The sequence below is a fragment of the Streptomyces qaidamensis genome (assembly GCF_001611795.1).
Classification (GTDB): domain Bacteria; phylum Actinomycetota; class Actinomycetes; order Streptomycetales; family Streptomycetaceae; genus Streptomyces; species Streptomyces qaidamensis.
The window spans coordinates 3,411,895-3,430,283 of the sequence record NZ_CP015098.1 but is presented as its reverse complement, the minus strand read 5'-3'; the positions used below and the strand labels follow the sequence as shown (position 1 = coordinate 3,430,283).

The following is an 18,389-nucleotide window of genomic DNA, read 5'->3' as shown; positions in this document are numbered from 1 at the left end:
GGCCGGTATCAGGGCGCGGTGCGCGGCTGATGTCCGGGCGCTGACGATCGATGCCCGGCGGCCCCGGCGGTCGCCAACGGCACTGCGGCCTCGGCCGGGAAGATCCTGGCCAGGTGATAGTCCAGCACCTTCCGCACTCCCGCGAGGGACCGGCGTTCGTGTACGACGTCCAGGCCCAGCCCGACGGCTCCCGACACCAGCAGGTCGGCCTCGTGTGCCCGGTCGATGCCCGGGGCCGTGCTCCCCGCCGCCTGGCCGGCCCCGATGATGTCCGCGACGAGGTCTTCCAGCGGCTGCTCGGCCGCCAGGAAGACCGCCGCGAGCTCGGGATCGGTCAGGCTGCGCGCGTAGTACGCCGTGAACACGCGCAGGGCGAAGGCGCGTTGCTCGTCCAGCGGAAGGAACTCGTCCAGCACGGCCCGCAGCAGCGCGCACGGGTCGGTCATGTCGTACGGGATGCGCGCCCGGGCCAGCCGCTCGTTCTCCTCGTGCAGCAGGCGCAGCGCGTCCACCAGGAGGGCGTGCTTGGAGTCGAAGTGGTACTGCACGACCCGCAGTGACACCCCCGCCTCCGCCGCGATCCTGCGCATGCTGGCCGCGTCCAGGCCCTGTCCGGCCGCGATCCGCCACACCGCCTCGGCGATCCGGCGCCGCTGCCGCGCCCGGACGTCCGACGGCGGGGACGCGGGCGGCGTGCCCGGCTCGGGCAGCGGCTGCCTGCGCCTGCGGTAGGCCCGGGCCTGACAGCTCCGGGAGCAGTACACGGGCGGACGGCCCCGGCTCGGACGGGTCAGGGCCGCGCCGCACACCGGGCACGCCCGCGTCTTTTCGTCACGCACCTTTCCACGATAGCGCGTCGAGAAAGTGTGACGTAATCAGAAGATCGCCTGCCATATCGGGCGGATATACCTCCGCTGATTGATACGTTCGTAACGTAGTTCCTAGCGGAAAGGAAGGCCATGAAGTACGACATCCTGCAGGTTCTCGGCATGCTGGTGCTGGCGGTGTGCGTCCAGGGGCTCGCCCGGCTCCTCATCGACGACAAGCGGGGCCTGCTGGGCGGGCTGCCCGGTGGCTTCGTCCCGCTGCTGGTGACCTACGCGGTCCTCACCGCGGTGGGTCTCGTCCTCGCGGGCTGGGCCCACACACGCGCGAAGGCCCTGGGCCGCCGCTAGGTCGCGTCCGCCGACCGGGCGGATCCGCGCCGCCGTTCGGGGGTGATTCGGGCGGGCGCCGTCTCGCGATCCCCGCCGGTCGGAATGTCACATCATCATGCGACTCTGCACGCCCGCTCATCTCTGCCTGGCGGCGGCAGCGACGGCCGCCGTCCTGCTCCCCGGTGCTCGTCCGGCGTACGCGGACGCCCCGGCGCCCGCCTGTGCCGCGCCCGACGACCACACCTTCCCGCTCACCACCCGCATCCACGGCGGGCCGGACTCCTACACGGCCGGGGGCGGGTTCGGGACCTGGTACGTCGACCTGACCAACACCACCGACCGGACCTGCACCGGCATCCACCCCGTCGTCGTCCTCGTCGACGACAAGCGCGCTCTGGAACCGTCCCAGCCGCGTCTCGAGTTCTTCGAGGGGCCGCGGGCCCACCCCGTGCGCTTCGAGAAGACCGGCGAGGACGAACTGGTCGGGGCGTTCACCGACGAGGAGGACCGGTTCGCCGGGTTCACCGTCGGGCCGGGCAGGACCGTCACCGTGAAGGTGCGGCTCATGCTCACCTCGGACGCCGTGCCCAACGACGTCACGGCCAACGCCGCGGTGGTGCAGCGGCACGACGACGACGGCGACTGGGTCGGGCAGTCGAACGACTACCGGTTCGGGATCGGCGGCGGGGACGCGGGGACCGACACCGGCACCGACACCGACACCGGTAAGGAGACCCGCCCCGACCCCGACCCCGACGCCTCCGTCCCGCCCCGCGAGGACCGGTTCCCCTTCGCTGAGGAACTGGCCCGGACGGGCACCGGCACGCAGGTCGTCGCCGCCGCGGCCCTGCTGCTCACCGGCGGCGGGGTCCTGCTCGTCGCCCGCCGTCGCCGCTGATCAGGCGTCCCGCCAGTCGGGACGCCGCACGCGGGCCATTCCGCAAGATCCCGCCACTGTCTAGGCTGGGTCGCACGCTGGACCGCGTACGGCAGGAGATCCCGCACATGGCAGACCGCAAGCCCATCGAGTCGTGGCTCACCGACATGGACGGTGTGCTCATCCACGAGGGCGTACCGATCCCCGGCGCCGACGCCTTCCTCAAGAAGCTGCGCGAGTCCGGGAAGCCCTTCCTGGTCCTCACCAACAACTCGATGTACACCCCGCGCGACCTGCACGCCCGGCTGCGCCGCATGGGCCTGGAGGTGCCGATCGAGAGCATCTGGACCTCGGCCCTGGCCACCGCCCAGTTCCTGGACGACCAGCGGCCGGGCGGCTCGGCGTACGTCATCGGCGAGGCCGGGCTCACCACCGCGCTGCACGACATCGGCTACATCCTGACCGACCACGAGCCGGACTACGTCGTCCTCGGCGAGACCCGCACGTACTCCTTCGAGGCCATGACGAAGGCGGTTCGGCTCATCCTCGGCGGCGCCCGGTTCATCTGCACCAACCCCGACGAGACGGGTCCCTCCACCGAGGGACCGCTGCCCGCGACCGGCGCGGTGGCCGCGCTGATCACCCAGGCGACCGGCAAGAAGCCGTATTTCGCGGGCAAGCCGAACCCGCTGATGATGCGGACCGGGCTGAACGCCATCGGGGCGCACTCCGAGACCAGCGCCATGATCGGCGACCGCATGGACACCGACGTGCTGGCCGGCATAGAGGCCGGGATGCAGACGTTCCTGGTGCTCACCGGCCTGACCCGGCCCGAACAGGTCGAGGACTTCCCCTACCGGCCGTCGCAGGTCGTGGACTCGATCGCGGACCTCGTCGAACGGGTCTGAGCCCGGGCGCCGGCACCCGAAGAGCTCAAACCCGTCGTCACCCGTACGGAGCAGCCGCCGCGTCCCTGAGGATGCGACGGCCCTCCGCCCGGGGGAGGCTCCAGGCGTCTGGAGGTTCACGATGGGTTTCCTGAGAGTCACTGTCTGTACGAGCGTCCTGGCCGTCGTCGCCCTCGCCCCCTCGGCGTACGCGGCGGACGAGGGGAGCGTCTCGGTGACCCCGGCGGCCCCCGCCCCCGGCACTGACGTCACACTCCGCCTGACCGGCTGCGCGCAGCGGACGGCCGTGGCCGCCTCGGCGGCGTTCGTCGCGGACGCCCGGCTCACCGTCACCGGAGCGCGCGAGCTTGCCGGTGAGAGCCGCGTCCGCTCCACGATCGAGGCGGGTCCGTACGCCGTGCGGATCACCTGCGGTGCCGCGAGGCAGACCGTCACCCTCACCGTCCGGGACGGCACGGCGCGGGGGTCCGGCGCCGCGCCGCTGCCCGTGTCCGGGGCCGGTGGACAGCAGCCCGCGCACGGTGAGCCGGCGAACGGTGAGGTCGGACAGCAGCCCGCGCCAGGTAGGGGCGGGCAGCAGCCCGCGCCGGAAGGGGGCGGGCAGCCGTCCGCTCCCGGCCGTGACCCGGAGACGTTCCCCTCTCACCGGCCCGGTGCGCCGGCCTCGCCCGTCGCCCCCGTCCGGGCGGGCGGTGGCGGTGCCGCCGAGCGCATCGCCGCCGAGGAGCGGGGCGCCGGTCCCGGCGCGGCGCAGGGGGTGACCGGGCTGGTACTCGCGGGGGTGGCCGCCGCGGTGATCGTCGTGCTGCGACGCGGTGTCCGCCGGGGCCGCGGGACGGACTGACCATGCGGGATCGCGATCACCTGGACAGACGCTTCTCCGGCACCGGCCGCCTGCTGACCGGCATGGCCTGGGTGGTGCTGCTGCTCGGGCTGTGGCTGTGGGGCCGCGAGGTCACCGAGATGCGGCACGGCATCTCCGCCCCCGCCACGGGCGACATGGCGGCGGCCGGACGGCCCCCGGACATCAAGCTGCCGCCCGAGCACCGCCCGCTGGGGGACGCGCTGCCGCAGCGCGTCGACATCCCCGGGCTCGGCGTCCAGGCCCCCGTGGTGGCACGCGGCCTCGACGCCGACGGTGCGCTCGACCCACCGCCGTACGACCAGCCGGGTGTGGTCGGCTGGTACGCCGGCGGGGTCGCGCCCGGGGCGCCCGGCACCGCGCTGATGGTCGGTCATGTCGACACCGGCACCCGGCCGGCCGTCTTCTACAAGGTCAGTGCCATGCGGCCCGGCCAGACGATCCGGGTGCTGCGGGCCGACGCCAAGGTCGCCGAGTTCACCGTCGAGTCCGTCCAGGTCCTGACCCGCGACCGCTTCGACGCCCACCAGGCCTACGGGCCCCGCGAGTCGGGGCGGGCCGAACTGCGGCTGGTCACCTGCGGCGGCAGCTTCGACCGTACGACCCGCAGCTACACGGCGAACGTGGTCGTCTCGGCGTATCTGACGGGGACCGGCCTCTGACGGACCCGGCGGGGCCCGGTGCGGCCACCCGGCCCGGTCGGCGACCGCTCCCCCTGAAGCCGGGCTCGGACGACGCCACGTCCCGGCACGGTGGCGCTGCGTCATCCGCGCAGGTGGGGTTTGCCTCGTGGGTGCCGCGGGACGTATGTCAGGATTGAGACTTGTCACGCTGCACCCAAGGGGGAGTTGGATGTACGGCAGCAGGGGGGCCGGGGTGTTCGCCGGGAGGCGGATGTCCGCAGTGGTGCTGGGGGCGGCACTGCTGATCACGGGGTGTTCCTCCTCCGACGGAGGAGACGGATCGGAAGAGCCCGCCGACGCGGGCGCCGGGATCACCCAACAGCCCAAGAAGAAAGCCCCGTTCTGGGTCAATCCGGACGGGACCGCGGCCCAGCAGCTCGCCGAGCTGGAGAAGTCGGGCAAGAAGCAGGAAGCCGAGGAGATCCGCAAGATCGCCGAGCAGCCGACTGCCGAATGGGTCGGCCCGGACGACCCGCAGCAGCAGACCCGCGGCCTCACCGAAGCCGCCGACAAGGCCGGCCGCACGGCCCTGCTGGTCCTCTACAACATCCCGCACCGCGACTGCGGCCAGTACTCGCAGGGCGGCGCAGCCGACGGCAACGCCTACCGCGACTGGGTCGACGGCGTGGCCGCGGGCATCGGAGACCGGCCCGCCACGATCGTCCTGGAACCGGACGCGCTGCTCCACCTCGTCGACGGCTGCACGCCCCAGCAGTTCCACGAGGAGCGCTACGACCTCCTCAAGGGCGCCGTCACCAAGCTGAAGTCCCTGAAGAACACGAAGGTCTACCTCGACGCGGGCAACGCCGGCTGGCAGAACCCCGACCAGATCTTCGAACCGCTGAACCGCGCGGGCATCGCACAGGCCGACGGCTTCTCGGTCAACGTCTCCAACTTCTACTCCACCGAAGACTCCATCGCCTACGGCAAGAAGCTCTCCGCCAAGGTCGGCGGCAAGCACTTCGTCATCGACACCAGCCGCAACGGCAAGGGCCCCTACACCGACGGCAAGCCCGACGAGCGCTGGTGCAACCCGCCGGGCCGCTCCCTGGGGGAGACCCCGACGACGAAGACGGCCGACCCGCTGGTCGACGCGTACCTGTGGGTGAAGCGGCCGGGCGAGTCGGACGGCGAGTGCAAGGGCGGACCCAAGGCGGGCCAGTGGTGGGCGGACTACGCCCTGAAGCTGGCGAAGGCCACCGGCTGACGACCGGTCCCTCCCGGACCATACGAAAGGGGCGCTCTCCTCGCGGAGAGCGCCCCTTTCCGGTTGTCTGTCAGGGCACCTTGACCCACTGCGCCTTGCTCGGGGTCCCGTCGGCGTCCGTCACGAACATCATGTACCAGCCCGCCTGGACCAGGTTCCGGTTCTCCGGCACGGTCACGGTCAGCTTGCTGCCGGACGCCTCGAAGTCCAGGGCGATCGACCGCTGGTCGACGTCGGTGACGTGCGTGGCGGCGCTCGGCCGGATCAGCCGGACCTTCTTGACCTTCGCCGCGTCCGACGAGGTGAACGTCCCCGTCCCGCCGCGCTCGATGGTCTGCGGCCCGCCCGACAGCGAGGGCCGGTCCCCGTCGCCGTAGAGGTACGGCGGCGTGTATATCTCGATGCGCTGCTCGAACTCGCCCGGCTTGGTGTTGGCCGCATCCGCGTAGAGCGAGTCGGAGCCGAAGAACATCACGCGGCCGTCGGGCAGCAGGATCGACCCGGAGTGGTAGTTGCGGCCCACGAGCGGGTCGGCCACGCGCCTGAGCTCGTTCTTCTCCGTGTCGTAGAGCCGCGCCTCGAAGATGTTGGAGTCACCGCGGCCGCGGTAGTCCTCCGAACCGCCGGAGATCAGCACGCTGTCGTCGGGCAGGACCGAGGCGTTCGGGTAGCGCGTGCCCTTGTCCAGGGACGGGCCGTCCTCGAAGCGCGGGTCCGCCTTCTTCAGGTCGACGATCCGGGTCTTCTCGCTGGACTTCTCGGACTCGCCGACGCCGCCGCCGCCGACCACCATGTACTTCTCGTCCTGCGCCGGCGGCAGCAGTACCGTGCCCGACGTCTCCATCAGCGTGGGATCGCTCAGCCCCGGGATCTTCGAGAACTTGTTGGTGTCGACGTCCCACACGCCCGGCTCACGGCCCACGTCGTCCGGCCCGTAGCCCGCGTTGGACCCGGAGTAGAAGACCTTGCCGTTCTGCATGAGGAACAGCGCCGGGTACGTCGGGAACTGCCGGACCTTGTCGGTGTAGGTCCACTTCTTGGTCTTCGGGTCGAAGACCTCGTTCTTGCCCGGGACCAGCTGGCCGATGTCGTCGAGGCCGGAGACGCTGAGGATCTTCCCGTCGCTCAGGGTGGTGAGCGTCGGGTACCAGCGGGCCTCCTTCATCGGGTCGACCTTGATGTACTTCTCGGCCACGGGATCGAACTCGAAGGCGTCCCGGATGCCCTGGAAGTCCTTCTTGTCGAGCGCGAGCTTCTGCGCGATGCCGTAGGTGTTCTTGGCGTCGGCGCCCTTCAGGCCGTGCACGCGGTAGTTGTCCTGCGTGCCCGTCTCGTACTTCTTGCCCCGCTTCTGCGCCTCGACGTAGATCCGGCCGAGACCGGGGTCGTTGCGCAGGAACCTGCCGGTCGCCTTGTCGAAGACCTTCTTCGCGCGCGGCACGAGCACCGGGTCCTTCGAGACGAACGTCTTGCCGTTCTCCTTGCCCGTGAACTTCGTGCCGGCGGGCAGCGTGATCGGCTGGTCCGGGTTCTCGTTGTGGACGATCATCAGGCCACCGGCCTTGGTGACGTCACCCTTGAGCTTCTCGTAGCGCTTGGTACCGCCCGCGATCAGCAGGTTGCCGTTGGCGAGCTGGGTGTGGCCGGTGCAGAACAGGTCGGCCGGTGTGGGGACCTTCTTGATGGTGCCCTTGACCGGGTCCCAGATCCGGGTGTCGAACTTCTTCGCGTCGAAGTTGTCCTGGTCGTTGCCCGACCCCGCGACGAGCAGCACCTTGCCGGTGCGCAGCAGCGCCGCGTGGATGGTGTTCTGCCGGTACTCCTCGGGGAAATCGATGATCTCCCACTTGCCGTTCGCGGCCTTGTACTCCGGTTTGTTGATTGTGTACTGGTGGTATTTCTCGGTGCTGAAGCGGTAGAGCCACGGCCCGTTCATCCCGGCCAGCGCGAGTACCACCGCCGTGCCGATCGCGAGTCGACGGGCCCGGCGGCGGCCTGCACGGTCGTTCATTCCTTACGTCCCCCAAGTCCACCAAGGGCGATCTGCATGGTCTGGTCGGTTCCCCCGACCTCCCCGTGTGCGCCCGGGGTGGCGGCCCACGTGGGCTTCTGCTGCGGGACGTGCCCCGACGGCTGCTGCGGGATGGGCAGCGGCTGCGTCCGGTTCGGCCCAGCAGGGTCCTGCGGCTGTTCCGCGGCATGGGCGGCGGGCTTCTTCGCGTCCTGCCGCAGCTGCCAGCGCCAGGCGAACACCGGCGAGGCGGTGATCAGCAGCGCGAACGTCGCCCAGATGATCATCGCGGGGTGGGAGTGACCGAAGACGAAGCCGGCCGCGATGGACCCACCGAAGATGGCGACGAAGTACCAGTGGTAGCGGAACGTGCCGAACCAGCGGTCCGGGCTCGCCGAGTCGCCCTTGGGCGTGACCACGAACTTGCTCTTGCGCCGCAGCACGGAGTCGATGAGCGCCTTCGCGTACAGCGGCGCCGACAGCGCGGACATCACCATGCCGGCCACACCGCCGGAGCCCTCCGGCTCGTGCGGCGAGACGTTGTGCCGGCGGTTCCAGACGTACAGACCGATCTGGAGGGCGGAGGCGTTGCCGTAGAGCATCAGCCAGACCGCCGGGTCGATGTTCACACCCGAGGCGCCCAGGCCCAGGAACAGGCAGCAGCTCAGCGCCGCCAGGATCCAGTTGAGGGCCGACATCGGGTAGAAGATGATCATCATCGTGTAGTTGAAGAGCTTGCTCGGCGGAAGCGAGTACCAGCCCTTCCAGTACTGCCCGATGATCGTCTCGTACGTCCCTCGCGACCAGCGCATCTGCTGGGTGAAGAAGTCCGTCCAGGCGCTGGGGCCCTCACCGACGGCGAGCACGTCCGGCGTGTACACCGAGCGCCACTTGCGGCCCGTCGCCGGGTTCTTGTGGCGGTGCATCTCGAAGCCGGTCGCCATGTCCTCGGTGATCGAGTCGTACAGACCGCCGATCTGCTTCAGCGCCTTGATGCGCACGGCGTTGGAGGTGCCGACGAACATGGGGGAGCCGTAGCGGTTGCCGGCGCGCTGGATCAGCGCGTGGAAGAGGAACTGCTGCGACTCGGCGGCCTTGGTGATGGGGTTGTCGTAGTTGCCGTAGACCTGCGGGCCGATGACGAAGCCGACGTCCGGGTCGCGGAAGAAGCCGAGCATCCGCTCCAGGTAGTTGGGCAGCGGCACGTGGTCGGTGTCGACCGAGGCGAAGAAGTCGTAGTTGTCGCCGTGCGCTTCCAGCCAGGCGTTGTAGTTGCCGTGCTTGGTCTTGGCGCGGTGCGGGCCCTTGGCCTGGTTCCACTTCGCGACGCCCTTGCGGGAGAAGTGGTGCACGCCGAGGCGCTCGCAGACCGCCTTCACCTCGGGGTCGTCGCCCTCGTCGAGCAGCCACACGTGCATCAGGCCCCGGTGGCGGATCTTGACGGCCGCCTCCAGGGTCTTCGTCACCATCTCCAGCGGCTCCTTGCCGGGCACGAAAGAGGTGAGGAAGGCCACTCTGGTGCCGGTCTCGGGCACCACCGGGATCGGGTCGCGGGCCACCAGCGTGGCGTGCGCGTTGGACAGCACGTTCATGCAGCGGAAGAACTCGATCAGGCCGATCGAGACGAGCATCACCATGTCGAGCGTGGGCAGCCAGTCGAAGGCCGGGTAGTCGCGCTCGGTCCAGTGCTCGGGCTGGAGCAGCCAGAACAGCAGCACCAGGGACAGCACCGGGGCCGCGGCCAGCATCAGGGCGACCCGGATGCGGTGCGGTTCCTGCGAGATCAGCGAGCGGTACTGCACCTTGTACGGCTTGCTCGGATCCGGCTGGGTGAGGGGACCCGCGAGCCGGCTGTAGTGCTCGTAGTCGTACCTCGGCAGGGTCTTCTTGATCCGCCGGAACGTCCCCGTCGTGCTCATCCGGTGCCCGGGCACCCTGAGCTGGGTGGTCTGGGACGGGTCGTGGTCCTGCCGGGCACCCGTCGGCCTCGACGTCATGAGTCATCCCCCCACACGCGGGCAACCGCGTGTTTCGTAGCTTCTTACCGTCTGCTCCAGGTCCCCCTCGACCTTCACAGACGTATCAGTGGTGGATCGCAGTCACCACGTCATCCACACCCTATAGACACGGCAACGCGACCTTCCGGTTGCATGATGCCCCCCACGGCATCGGTTCATGAACGCGGGCCCCTACCCCCGCTCAGCCTGCAACCGGCCCTAAAGCCCCCCAACTGCCGCGAACCCGCAGCACCTTGTAAAGCCAGATGACCAGGGTTCTACGGCGTCCATCATGATCGCAAGATGCGAAACACGGTGGTTACCGGTCAAACGCGTTCATTGTGACGGGTGTGGGGGCCGTGTGGAGCCGTTGTGGACAGGCGGGCGCGGATGTTGCCGAAGTGTTCTCTTATGGCCTCCTCCGCCCGCATCGCGTCGCCGGACCGCACCGCGTCGAGGATCTCCCGGTGCTGCCGGCAGGTCACCTTCGGGTCCTGCGGCTCGCCCCCGAGGTCCGTGCGGACCCGGTGGAAGGCGTCCCAGAACGCCTCCAGGACCTCGCACAGCAGCACGTTGTCCAGCCCCCGGTAGAGGGTGGCGTGGAAGGCCCGGTCGGTCTCGGCGAGGCCGGCTCCCTGCGCGGCCTCCTCTTCCATACGAACGACTAGCGCGTCCAGTTCAACGAGGTCCGCTTCCGGCATCCGTCCGGCGAGCCGGGACACCAGGCCCGTCTCCACCGCCTCCCTCAGCTCCAGCAGCTGCAGCAGGGAGTCCTCGCCCCGGTAGTGCCCGGCGACCGTGCGGAAGGCGAGGCCCTCGATCATCGGGGCCAGGGACATCGGGCCGACGTAGGTGCCGAAGCCGTGCCGGATCTCCACGATGCCCATCGCCTGGAGCGCCTTCAGTGCCTCCCGCACCGAGTTCCGGCTCGCGCCGAGGTACTCCATCAGCTCGGGCTCGGTCGGCAGCGGGGCCCCGGAGGCCAGCCGGCGGTCGATGATGAGCTTCTTGATCCGCTCTTGTAGGTCACGCGCTGCCATGGCGAGAGGGTATCCGGCCAGACCGCGGCAGGCTGTGCACAGGCATACAAAAGGCCCCCCGCTTCCGCGAGGGGCCTTCCGGTCGGTGCGCCGCCAGGGACTCGAACCCCGGACCCGCTGATTAAGAGTCAGCTGCTCTAACCAACTGAGCTAGCGGCGCCTGCTGACGCCGTAACTCTACAGGACGTGCGCAGGTGCTCCGGACCACCCGGCCCGGGGCCGGGAGGGGGCGGTTAAGGCTCCCGCGTACATCATTCGGACCGTCAGCATGCGCATGGGGGCGACAGTTGCGAAACTGACGACGCGCGCCTTCTGGTGCTCGGGCGCCGCATTTTCCGCCGGAAGTGTGAGGGGAATCGCATGGAGTCTCCGGTATTCGAGGAAATCGACCCCGCGAGCGACTGCGACTGCCCCGGCTGCGTCCACTGGCGTCGTGCCCTGCCGCATTCCTGGTCCGGCCGGGCCGGCGCTCACCCGGCCGCTCACCCGGCCGCGCACCGGGCCCTCGCCCTGGCGGCGGTGGCCTCCACCGCCCTCGGCGCCGGTCACGCCGTACCCGCTGCGGCCGCCCCGCACGCATCCCACCGACCGGGTGTCGCCGCAGGTGACGAGCCCGACAGCCCCCAGGGCGGTTCGGCCCCGCTGCACGGCCCCGGCGGCCGCCCGGCGAAGCCGTCCGTCGCTCCCAAGCCCACCGCCATCACCCGCACGGAGATCATCAACCGGGCCAGGACCTGGGTCACCGCGAAGGTGCCGTACAGCATGAGCGCCTTCTGGTCCGACGGTTACCGGCAGGACTGCTCCGGCTATGTCTCGATGGCCTGGCGGCTTCCCGGAAACGAATGGACGGGCAGCCTCGCCCAGTACGGGGAGCGCATTTCCAAGGAAGAACTCCAGCCGGGCGACATTCTGCTGTTCCACAATGCGTCCGACCCCGCGAACGGCTCGCACGTCACCATTTTCGGCGGCTGGACGGACGCCGCGCACACCCACTACACCGCCTACGAGCAGACCCGCCCGCACACCCGCCGCCAGTCCACCCCGTACGCCTACTGGAACGACTCCGACCGGTACGTGCCCTACCGCTACAAGGGCGTCACCCCGGAGGAGACGGTGCCCGGGAAGGACGGCGGCCAGCCCGGCGCCCCGGCCGTCACGCCGTATCCGGGAGCGGCGTATTTCGGCCCCGGCGCGAACAACAAGTACGTCACGCTGCTCGGCCGGATGCTCGTCACGCGCGGGGCCGGCGGCTCGTACGCGTCGGGCCCGGGGCCGCGCTGGACCGACGCCGACCGCCGCGCGACCCGGGCGTTCCAGCAGGCGCAGGGCTGGACGGGCGCGGACGCCGACGGGCTGCCCGGCCCGCGCACCTGGGAGCTGCTGGTCTCCGGCGAGGGCAAGGACGTGAAGGACGGGGCGGTCGGCCCGCCGCCCGCCTCGCACGGCGTGCCCGGCTACCCGGGGCGGGCGCTGTTCCGCCCGGGTGCGGACAACGCCTACGTCACCCAGCTGGGCAGGCAGCTCGTGCGGAAGGGGTTCGGCCGGTTCTACAAGGTCGGGCCGGGACCGCGCTGGACCGAGGCGGACCGGCGCGCCGTCGAGGCCTTCCAGCGCACCCAGGGCTGGCGGGGCGGCGCGGCGGACGGCTACCCGGGGCCGGAGACCTGGCGGCGCCTCTTCTCGTAAGGCCCTCGGTCCGCCCCGGCTCTTCCGGGCGGTCCCTCACCGACCACTGATGTGACGCATCTGGCGCGGAGGCTGGAGGCAGGCATGAGTACGACCACTTCCCACCCGTCCGAGCCCGACGGACCGGCCGACGGACCGGCCAGGTCCGCCCGGCTGATCCAGAACGCGGCCACCACCGAGATCCCCGTCCACCTGTTGTTCCGCGACGACCCCGTCCCGGCGACGGTGCCGCTGAAACCGGCGGTCGTGGGCCGCAGGCAGGGCACCGGGGAGCAGCCGCGCCTCAGGCGCCCGGCCATCGCCCCGAAACGACCGGTGCCGCAGCTCGATCCCGACCTGGTGGAGCGGCCCGCGCGGGTGCTGCCCGGCGCGGCCGGTGTACTGGCCGGGGCGTGCGGTGCGGCCGGCTGCGTGGCCACCTCGTGGTGGGCCGGGGTGCTGCCGCCGCTCGCGGTGGAGGCACTGCGGCTGCCCGCGATCGCCGGAGCCGGGCTCGGTCCCGCGCAGTGGGCGGCGTACGCGGGGGCCGGGGCGCTCGGGCTGTTCGGGCTCGGCGGGCTGGCGCGGGGCCGGACCGGGCGGGCCTGGGTGCTGGACCTGTTCGGCCGCTACCGGGGCACCGTCCGGCGCTCCGGCCTGCTGTGGGTCAACCCACTGCTGCTGCGCCGCCGGGTGGACGTACGGCTGCGGCACTGGCGCAGCGAACCGGTGCCCGCGGCCGACGGGGGCGGAGTCGCGCTGCGGGTGGTCGTGCTGGTGGTGTGGCGGGTGCGGGACACCGCCCGGGCCACGCTCGGCGTCGAGGACCACGAGACGTATCTGCGCGAGTGCGTCGAGGCGGCTCTGGCCCGGGTTCCAGTGGAGACGCCGGGCGGGCCGAGGGGGGCCGGGGACGCGGCGGCCGAGACGCTGACCCGGCTGGTGGCGACGGACGCGGCCCCGGTCGGCCTGGAGGTGTTCTCCGTGCAGCCGGTCCGTGTGGAGTACGCCCCCGAGGTCGCCGCCGCGATGCACCGCCGCCGGATGGCCGCGCTGGACGCACAGCACCGGGCGAGCGTGCTCACCTCGGTCGTGGACTCGGTGGAGGACACGGTGACCCGGCTGACCGTGCGGGGACTGGTCGAACTCGACGACTACGAGCGGAAGGCGCTGGTGAAGGACCTGACGGTGGCGTTCTGCGCCGGCCGGGGAGAAACAGCCCCGTGATTGGTATGGACATGTTCAACTAGCGGCCATAATCTCGAACTTGGTCTAGACCTACATGCACGGCTCACTGAACCTCCCCCACGTTCTCCAGGAGCGGCAGCATGCGTACAAGGACCAAGTTGTCCGCAGCCGCGGTGGGACTGGCCACGACCGGAGCCCTCGTGCTCTCCTCCGGCGGCGCCAGCGGCCACGGCTACACCGACCTCCCCATCAGCCGGCAGAAGCTCTGCCAGAACGGCACCGTGACCAACTGCGGCTCGATCCAGTGGGAGCCGCAGAGCGTCGAGGGCCCGAAGGGCTTCCCGGCCTCCGGCCCGGCCGACGGGCAGATCTGCAACGCCGGCCTCGGCCACTTCGGCCAGCTCAGCGCACCGCGCACACCGTCCGGCGGTGCCTGGCCCGCCACGAAGGTGACGGGTGGACAGAGCTACACGTTCCGCTGGCAGTTCACCGCGATGCACGCCACGACCGACTTCAAGTACTACATCACCAAGCCGGGCTGGAACCAGAACCACAGCCTGGCCCGGTCCGACCTCAACCTCACCCCGTTCTTCACCGTGCCCTACAACGGGCAGCGGCCGCCGTCCACGCTCTCCCACAGCGGCAGGCTGCCGTCCGGGCTGAGCGGCCGTCACGTCATCGTGGCCGTCTGGACGATCGCCGACACGGCCAACGCGTTCTACGCCTGTTCGGACGTCGCCTTCTGAACCCTCCGAACTCTGAGGTTCTCTTGAGTCACCGGTGCGGCCGGCGCGGGTAGGTTCCTCCCACGCCGGCCGCTCGGGGCCGGCGCATCGACCTCGGGGGATACGCGATGGACGTGATCTTCTACGTCGTGCCCGGACTGATCATGGCCCTGGCCGTCTTCATGGCCTACCGGGTCGTGCGGCGCTGGCTGCAGATCCGGGGCGCCTGGAACAGCGGCCTGACGGCCGAGGGCCGCTGCCTGCGGACCTTCACCACGGTCGGCGGCGGCCACGGCGAAACCTCGGTCCGCACCACCCTCCACCACGTCTACGAGTTCATCGCGCACGACGGCCGGGTCATCCGCTTCGAGGAGGACGGCGGCCCCGCGACGACCGTCGAGGGCGACTACGTCACGGTCCACTACACCGACGGCCGCCAGGTCGTGGCCACGGCCCAGGCGCCCAGCCGCGTGAAGCAGGCGGTCGGCGCGATCGGCATCCTCGCGTTCCTCGGCGTGGTCGTCGTGTTCTGCGCCGGCTTCGTCGTCACGTACAGCCAGGCCTTCGGCGAGTACGGCGATGTCGTCTTCAGCGTCGACAGCCGGACGTCCGTGGTGCCGTGAGCCGTGGTGCCGTGAGCCGTGGTGGCGTGATCCGTGGTGGCGCGACCCTCCACATCTGACGACACGTCAACTACCGTGCGCGCCCATGGAATCCAGGGCGAGCACGGTCGCGGAACTCATCGCCGCCCGGTGGGGCGATGACCGCCCCGGCCTGCGCTGGGAGGACCGGACCCTGACGCACCACGAGGTGGCGGCGGGCGCGGCATCCCGGGCCGCACTCCTCACGGACCTCCTCCCGCCGGCCGCCGAACCCCACCTCGGCGTGCTGCTCGACAACACCCCCGAGTTCCCGCTGTGGCTGGGCGCGGTGGCCCTGGCCGGGGCGGCCGTCGCCGGGGTCAACCCCACCCGCCGCGGCGCCGAACTCGCCCGCGACATCCTCCACACCGAGTGCCGCGTCCTGATCACCGAGCGGGCCCACCTGCCGCTGCTGGAGGGTCTGGACCTGCCGGGCGTCCGCCTGCTGGTGACGGACACCACGGAGTACCACGAGCTCCTGACCTCCTACGCGGACGCCCGCCCGGACCCCTCCCGCGCCACCCCGCGCGATCGCTTCCTGCTCTACTTCACCTCCGGCTCGACGGGCGCCCCCAAGGCCGCACTCTGCTCCCAGGGCCGCCTGGCGGCCGCCGGCCGCTCCCTGGCGGACCAGTTCGCCCTGTCCGCCGACGACGTCCACTACGTCTGTATGCCGATGTTCCACGGCAACGCGGTGATCGCAGACTGGGCACCCGCGCTGGTGACCGGTGCGACGGTGGCGCTGCGCCACCGCTTCTCGGCGTCCGGGTTCCTGCCGGACGTACGCCGGTACGGAGCGACGTACTTCACGTACGTGGGCCGGGCGATCCAGTACGTCCTCGCGACCGGGCCGCGGCCGGACGACCGCGACAACTCCCTGCGCCTGGGCTTCGGCACGGAGGCGGGCGCGGTGGACGCGGCTGCCTTCGAGCGGCGGTTCGGGGTGCGGCTGGTGGAGGGCTACGGCTCGTCGGAAGGCGGGGCGGCGATCGCGTGGTCACCGGGCACACCGCCGGGCGCCGTCGGCCGGGCGGCACCCGGGCTCGTCGTCCTCGACCGGGACACCCGCGAGGAGTGCCCGGCGGCCGTCTTCGACGGGGCGGGGCGACTGCTCAACGGGGACGAGGCGATCGGCGAACTGGTGAACCGGGGACCCAGCGCCTTCGAGGGCTACTGGCGCAATCCGCGGGCGGAGGCGGAACGCCGCAGAGGGGGAGGCTGGTACTGGACGGGCGATCTCTTCTGCCGCGATGCCGACGACTACCTGTACTTCGCCGGCCGCACCGACGACCGCCTCCGCGTCGATGGCGAGAACCTGGCGGCCGCGATGATCGAGAACATCCTGGCCCGCTACGAGGGGGCGGAGGCGGTCTGCGTGTACGCCGTGCCGGACCCGGTCACCGGCGACCAGGTGATGGCGACGATCGCCGGCTCGTTCGATCCGGAGAGCTTCGCGAGATTCCTGGCCGCTCAGCCCGATCTGGGGACGAAGATGGCGCCCCGGTTCGTCCGGGTGGTGGAGCGAATGCCGGTGACGGCGACGAACAAGATCCACCGGGCGGAGCTGCGCAGGGAGGGCCTCACCTGCGCGGACCCGGTGTGGCGGAGGGAACCGGGGGAGCGCACGTACCGCTGGATGGCCGATGGGGATCCTGAACGCGCTGAGGGGCCCCTCGCTCCCACGAGAGGCCCCTCATCCGTGCGCCGCCAGGGACTCGAACCCCGGACCCGCTGATTAAGAGTCAGCTGCTCTAACCAACTGAGCTAGCGGCGCATGACTCTCGCCTGCCGCCGGAAGGTGTTCCGCGGCGGGCGACGGAGAAAATACTACCCAATGTCGGGGGGTGCTCCGGACCACCCGCGCCGGGTGCTCCGGAGCATCCGCGACGGGCCTAGATCGCCATGGAGAGCAGCACCGGTGCCGCACTGCGGTTGAGGGCGTCCGCGGCCTGGCGCAGGCGGTGGGCGTGCTCGACCGGGAGGGACAGGGCCAGGCAGCCGACGGAGGAGCCGGCCGTGATCGGGACGGCCGCGCAGACCGTGCCGACCGCGTACTCCTGGAGGTCCAGGACGGGCACGGTGGGCGGCTGGGCCTCCAGGCGGGAGAGCAGCAACCGGTCGCTGGTGATGGTGCGCGAGGTGAGGCGGGCCATCTTGTGCCGGGCGAGGTGGTCGCGGCGGCCGGCGTGGTCGAGCTGGGTGAGCAGGCTCTTGCCGATGGCGGTGGCGTGGGCCGAGGAGCGGAAGTCGACCCACTCGTTGACCGCGGGCGCGGCCGGGCTGGCGGCATACTGGGTGATGCTGATCTCGCCGTCGACGTACCGGCTCATGTAGACGGCGGCGCCGACCGAGTCGCGCAGCCGGTCCAGGGTGCGCTGGAGCTTGTCGCGCAGGGCCTGCTCGCGGTGGTGGGCGGAGCCGAGTCGGGCCAGGGTCTCGCCCGTGACGTACGCGCCGGCGGCGATCTGCTCGACGTACCCCTCGCGGCGGAGCATGCGCAGGAGCGCGGTCAGTCGCTCCGGGGCGATGCCGGTGTGGCGGGCTATCTCGGCGTCGGTGACACCGCTGGAACCGCGCGCCACCGTCTCCAGGACGCGCAGGGCTTCCTGGGCCGAGTGGTACGGGGTGGTCGGCTCGTGCTTCAGCGCCACGGTGGTCTCCCCCTGCGCTTGCTGTTGGGCCGTAATCCGGACAGCGAATCCCCTCCACGATACCGGGCAACGGGCATGCGGGAAGCGGGGGTTGACAAGATTCGCAGGGCTCCAGGCTGGGGCATTGGCCCTCTGGAATATGCCAGATGCATGCCCCAGCCTCCGGGCCCCGCGTTCCGCCTGGTCACAGGCGGTAGTTGTGTCGCTGCGGTGAGGAACTGCCGCGTGCGGTCCTTCTCCGGCTCACTGAAGGACACGGCCCGGCCGGGCGGTCCGCCGGCGCCGCGACGCGATCGGGTGCGACCGCGTCGAGGGCGGCCTCAGGTGGTGGAGCTGAACTTGGGGTCCCCGCCGGTGCCGAGGAGCTTGCCGCCCTCCCACAGGCCGATTTCCCAGTAGATCGTGGAATGCTCGGGGATCTCGTCGGCGAAACTGTCGCAGACCTGCCAGCCGGCCGAGGAGCCTCCGAGCTCGTAGCAGCGGAAGTTGTCACCGGTGCGGTTCACCGTGCCGCGTACTTCGATGTGATGGCCGTCGCCAAGGGTGTCCCGCACGTAGAACTTGTCGCCGAGAGGCCTGAAGCAGGCGAGGCCCGCCGTCGCGCGAGGGTTCTCGTATCCGGTCACCTCGTTGCAGTTGGCGTCGAGGGTGGGCGTGGTCGACGTCGCGGAAGCCCTCTCCGTATAGAGCGTCGCGGCGGAAGCGGACGTGCCGAGAAACGCGACGAGGGCGAACGCGGTGGTCGCGACGACCATGGGGGTCGCGAGTTTCATCCTG

The 18,389-nt window shown here is 70.9% G+C and carries 17 protein-coding genes and 2 tRNA genes; 11 read left to right on the top strand and 8 right to left on the bottom strand.

The window, feature by feature from the left end:
• Positions 1 to 8: 8 nt before the first annotated feature.
• Complete coding sequence (locus tag A4E84_RS15030) at positions 9 to 839, bottom strand: TetR/AcrR family transcriptional regulator (protein WP_237304918.1); 831 nt, start codon at positions 837 to 839, stop codon at positions 9 to 11.
• Positions 840 to 959: 120 nt separating this feature from the next.
• Here A4E84_RS15030 and A4E84_RS15025 point away from each other — a divergent pair, with 120 nt between their 5' ends.
• The 6 genes from A4E84_RS15025 to A4E84_RS15000 all read left to right on the top strand — a co-directional run bounded on the left by A4E84_RS15025 (position 960) and on the right by A4E84_RS15000 (position 5,694).
• A complete protein-coding gene (locus A4E84_RS15025; RefSeq protein ID WP_062927068.1) occupies positions 960 to 1,175 on the top strand; it encodes a hypothetical protein in 216 nt (71 codons plus the stop codon).
• 97 nt (positions 1,176 to 1,272) lie between these two features.
• Complete coding sequence (locus tag A4E84_RS15020; RefSeq protein ID WP_062927067.1) at positions 1,273 to 2,055, top strand: LPXTG cell wall anchor domain-containing protein; 783 nt, start codon at positions 1,273 to 1,275, stop codon at positions 2,053 to 2,055.
• A 107-nt stretch (positions 2,056 to 2,162) separates the two neighbouring features.
• Entirely contained in the window at positions 2,163 to 2,942 is a 780-nt protein-coding gene (locus A4E84_RS15015) for an HAD-IIA family hydrolase (protein ID WP_062927066.1), read from the top strand.
• Between the two features lie 121 nt (positions 2,943 to 3,063).
• Positions 3,064 to 3,786, top strand: coding sequence for a hypothetical protein (locus A4E84_RS15010; RefSeq protein WP_062927065.1), 723 nt, complete (start codon positions 3,064 to 3,066; stop codon positions 3,784 to 3,786).
• 2 nt (positions 3,787 to 3,788) lie between these two features.
• Positions 3,789 to 4,466 (top strand): class F sortase, encoded by a 678-nt coding sequence (locus A4E84_RS15005; protein WP_062927064.1) that lies wholly within the window; start codon positions 3,789 to 3,791, stop codon positions 4,464 to 4,466.
• Positions 4,467 to 4,656: 190 nt separating this feature from the next.
• Positions 4,657 to 5,694, top strand: coding sequence for a glycoside hydrolase family 6 protein (locus tag A4E84_RS15000; protein WP_062927063.1), 1,038 nt, complete (start codon positions 4,657 to 4,659; stop codon positions 5,692 to 5,694).
• Between the two features lie 70 nt (positions 5,695 to 5,764).
• Here the strand turns inward: A4E84_RS15000 and glxA are convergent, their stop codons facing one another.
• The 4 genes from glxA to A4E84_RS14980 all read right to left on the bottom strand — a co-directional run bounded on the left by glxA (position 5,765) and on the right by A4E84_RS14980 (position 10,902).
• Positions 5,765 to 7,705 carry a radical copper oxidase GlxA gene (gene glxA / locus A4E84_RS14995; protein WP_062927062.1) on the bottom strand — a complete coding sequence of 647 codons (1,941 nt, stop codon included), beginning with the start codon at positions 7,703 to 7,705 and terminating at the stop codon, positions 5,765 to 5,767.
• On the bottom strand, positions 7,702 to 9,702 hold the full coding sequence (locus A4E84_RS14990; protein ID WP_062927061.1) for a glycosyltransferase family 2 protein: 2,001 nt from the start codon (positions 9,700 to 9,702) through the stop codon (positions 7,702 to 7,704). Before A4E84_RS14990 ends, glxA begins: the two co-directional genes overlap by 4 nt.
• Positions 9,703 to 10,028: 326 nt before the next feature.
• Entirely contained in the window at positions 10,029 to 10,742 is a 714-nt protein-coding gene (locus A4E84_RS14985) for a FadR/GntR family transcriptional regulator (RefSeq protein ID WP_062927060.1), read from the bottom strand.
• 86 nt (positions 10,743 to 10,828) lie between these two features.
• Positions 10,829 to 10,902 (bottom strand) — tRNA-Lys (locus tag A4E84_RS14980).
• A 200-nt stretch (positions 10,903 to 11,102) separates the two neighbouring features.
• Between A4E84_RS14980 and A4E84_RS14975 the strand changes: the two genes are divergently transcribed.
• The 5 genes from A4E84_RS14975 to A4E84_RS14955 all read left to right on the top strand — a co-directional run bounded on the left by A4E84_RS14975 (position 11,103) and on the right by A4E84_RS14955 (position 16,696).
• The gene (locus A4E84_RS14975) at positions 11,103 to 12,428 is read left to right on the top strand and encodes a peptidoglycan-binding protein (RefSeq protein ID WP_062927059.1); all 1,326 of its coding nucleotides are present in this window, start codon (positions 11,103 to 11,105) and stop codon (positions 12,426 to 12,428) included.
• A gap of 84 nt (positions 12,429 to 12,512) precedes the next feature.
• Positions 12,513 to 13,634, top strand: coding sequence for an SPFH domain-containing protein (locus tag A4E84_RS14970; protein WP_062927058.1), 1,122 nt, complete (start codon positions 12,513 to 12,515; stop codon positions 13,632 to 13,634).
• Positions 13,635 to 13,735: 101 nt separating this feature from the next.
• The gene (locus A4E84_RS14965) at positions 13,736 to 14,341 is read left to right on the top strand and encodes a lytic polysaccharide monooxygenase auxiliary activity family 9 protein (protein ID WP_062927057.1); all 606 of its coding nucleotides are present in this window, start codon (positions 13,736 to 13,738) and stop codon (positions 14,339 to 14,341) included.
• A 107-nt stretch (positions 14,342 to 14,448) separates the two neighbouring features.
• Positions 14,449 to 14,943, top strand: a complete 495-nt coding sequence (locus A4E84_RS14960) for a hypothetical protein (RefSeq protein ID WP_062927056.1) — start codon at positions 14,449 to 14,451, stop codon at positions 14,941 to 14,943.
• A gap of 85 nt (positions 14,944 to 15,028) precedes the next feature.
• Complete coding sequence (locus A4E84_RS14955) at positions 15,029 to 16,696, top strand: long-chain-fatty-acid--CoA ligase (RefSeq protein ID WP_079128970.1); 1,668 nt, start codon at positions 15,029 to 15,031, stop codon at positions 16,694 to 16,696.
• Here the strand turns inward: A4E84_RS14955 and A4E84_RS14950 are convergent.
• The 3 genes from A4E84_RS14950 to A4E84_RS14940 all read right to left on the bottom strand — a co-directional run bounded on the left by A4E84_RS14950 (position 16,662) and on the right by A4E84_RS14940 (position 18,385).
• Positions 16,662 to 16,735: transfer RNA gene (locus tag A4E84_RS14950), tRNA-Lys, on the bottom strand. The genes A4E84_RS14955 and A4E84_RS14950 overlap by 35 nt on opposite strands.
• Before the next feature lie 118 nt (positions 16,736 to 16,853).
• Positions 16,854 to 17,612 carry an IclR family transcriptional regulator gene (locus A4E84_RS14945; protein WP_062927055.1) on the bottom strand — a complete coding sequence of 253 codons (759 nt, stop codon included), beginning with the start codon at positions 17,610 to 17,612 and terminating at the stop codon, positions 16,854 to 16,856.
• A 320-nt stretch (positions 17,613 to 17,932) separates the two neighbouring features.
• On the bottom strand, positions 17,933 to 18,385 hold the full coding sequence (locus A4E84_RS14940; protein WP_062927054.1) for a hypothetical protein: 453 nt from the start codon (positions 18,383 to 18,385) through the stop codon (positions 17,933 to 17,935).
• Positions 18,386 to 18,389 lie beyond the last annotated feature (4 nt).

Coding starts and splice junctions, on each gene's coding strand:
- A4E84_RS15025 (WP_062927068.1), top strand. CDS start 960: ATGAAGTACGACATCCTGCAGGTTCTCGGCATGCTGGTGCTGGCGGTG.
- A4E84_RS15020 (WP_062927067.1), top strand. CDS start 1,273: ATGCGACTCTGCACGCCCGCTCATCTCTGCCTGGCGGCGGCAGCGACG.
- A4E84_RS15015 (WP_062927066.1), top strand. CDS start 2,163: ATGGCAGACCGCAAGCCCATCGAGTCGTGGCTCACCGACATGGACGGT.
- A4E84_RS15010 (WP_062927065.1), top strand. CDS start 3,064: ATGGGTTTCCTGAGAGTCACTGTCTGTACGAGCGTCCTGGCCGTCGTC.
- A4E84_RS15005 (WP_062927064.1), top strand. CDS start 3,789: ATGCGGGATCGCGATCACCTGGACAGACGCTTCTCCGGCACCGGCCGC.
- A4E84_RS15000 (WP_062927063.1), top strand. CDS start 4,657: ATGTACGGCAGCAGGGGGGCCGGGGTGTTCGCCGGGAGGCGGATGTCC.
- glxA (WP_062927062.1), bottom strand. CDS start 7,705: ATGAACGACCGTGCAGGCCGCCGCCGGGCCCGTCGACTCGCGATCGGC.
- A4E84_RS14990 (WP_062927061.1), bottom strand. CDS start 9,702: ATGACGTCGAGGCCGACGGGTGCCCGGCAGGACCACGACCCGTCCCAG.
- A4E84_RS14985 (WP_062927060.1), bottom strand. CDS start 10,742: ATGGCAGCGCGTGACCTACAAGAGCGGATCAAGAAGCTCATCATCGAC.
- A4E84_RS14975 (WP_062927059.1), top strand. CDS start 11,103: ATGGAGTCTCCGGTATTCGAGGAAATCGACCCCGCGAGCGACTGCGAC.
- A4E84_RS14970 (WP_062927058.1), top strand. CDS start 12,513: ATGAGTACGACCACTTCCCACCCGTCCGAGCCCGACGGACCGGCCGAC.
- A4E84_RS14965 (WP_062927057.1), top strand. CDS start 13,736: ATGCGTACAAGGACCAAGTTGTCCGCAGCCGCGGTGGGACTGGCCACG.
- A4E84_RS14960 (WP_062927056.1), top strand. CDS start 14,449: ATGGACGTGATCTTCTACGTCGTGCCCGGACTGATCATGGCCCTGGCC.
- A4E84_RS14955 (WP_079128970.1), top strand. CDS start 15,029: ATGGAATCCAGGGCGAGCACGGTCGCGGAACTCATCGCCGCCCGGTGG.
- A4E84_RS14940 (WP_062927054.1), bottom strand. CDS start 18,385: ATGAAACTCGCGACCCCCATGGTCGTCGCGACCACCGCGTTCGCCCTC.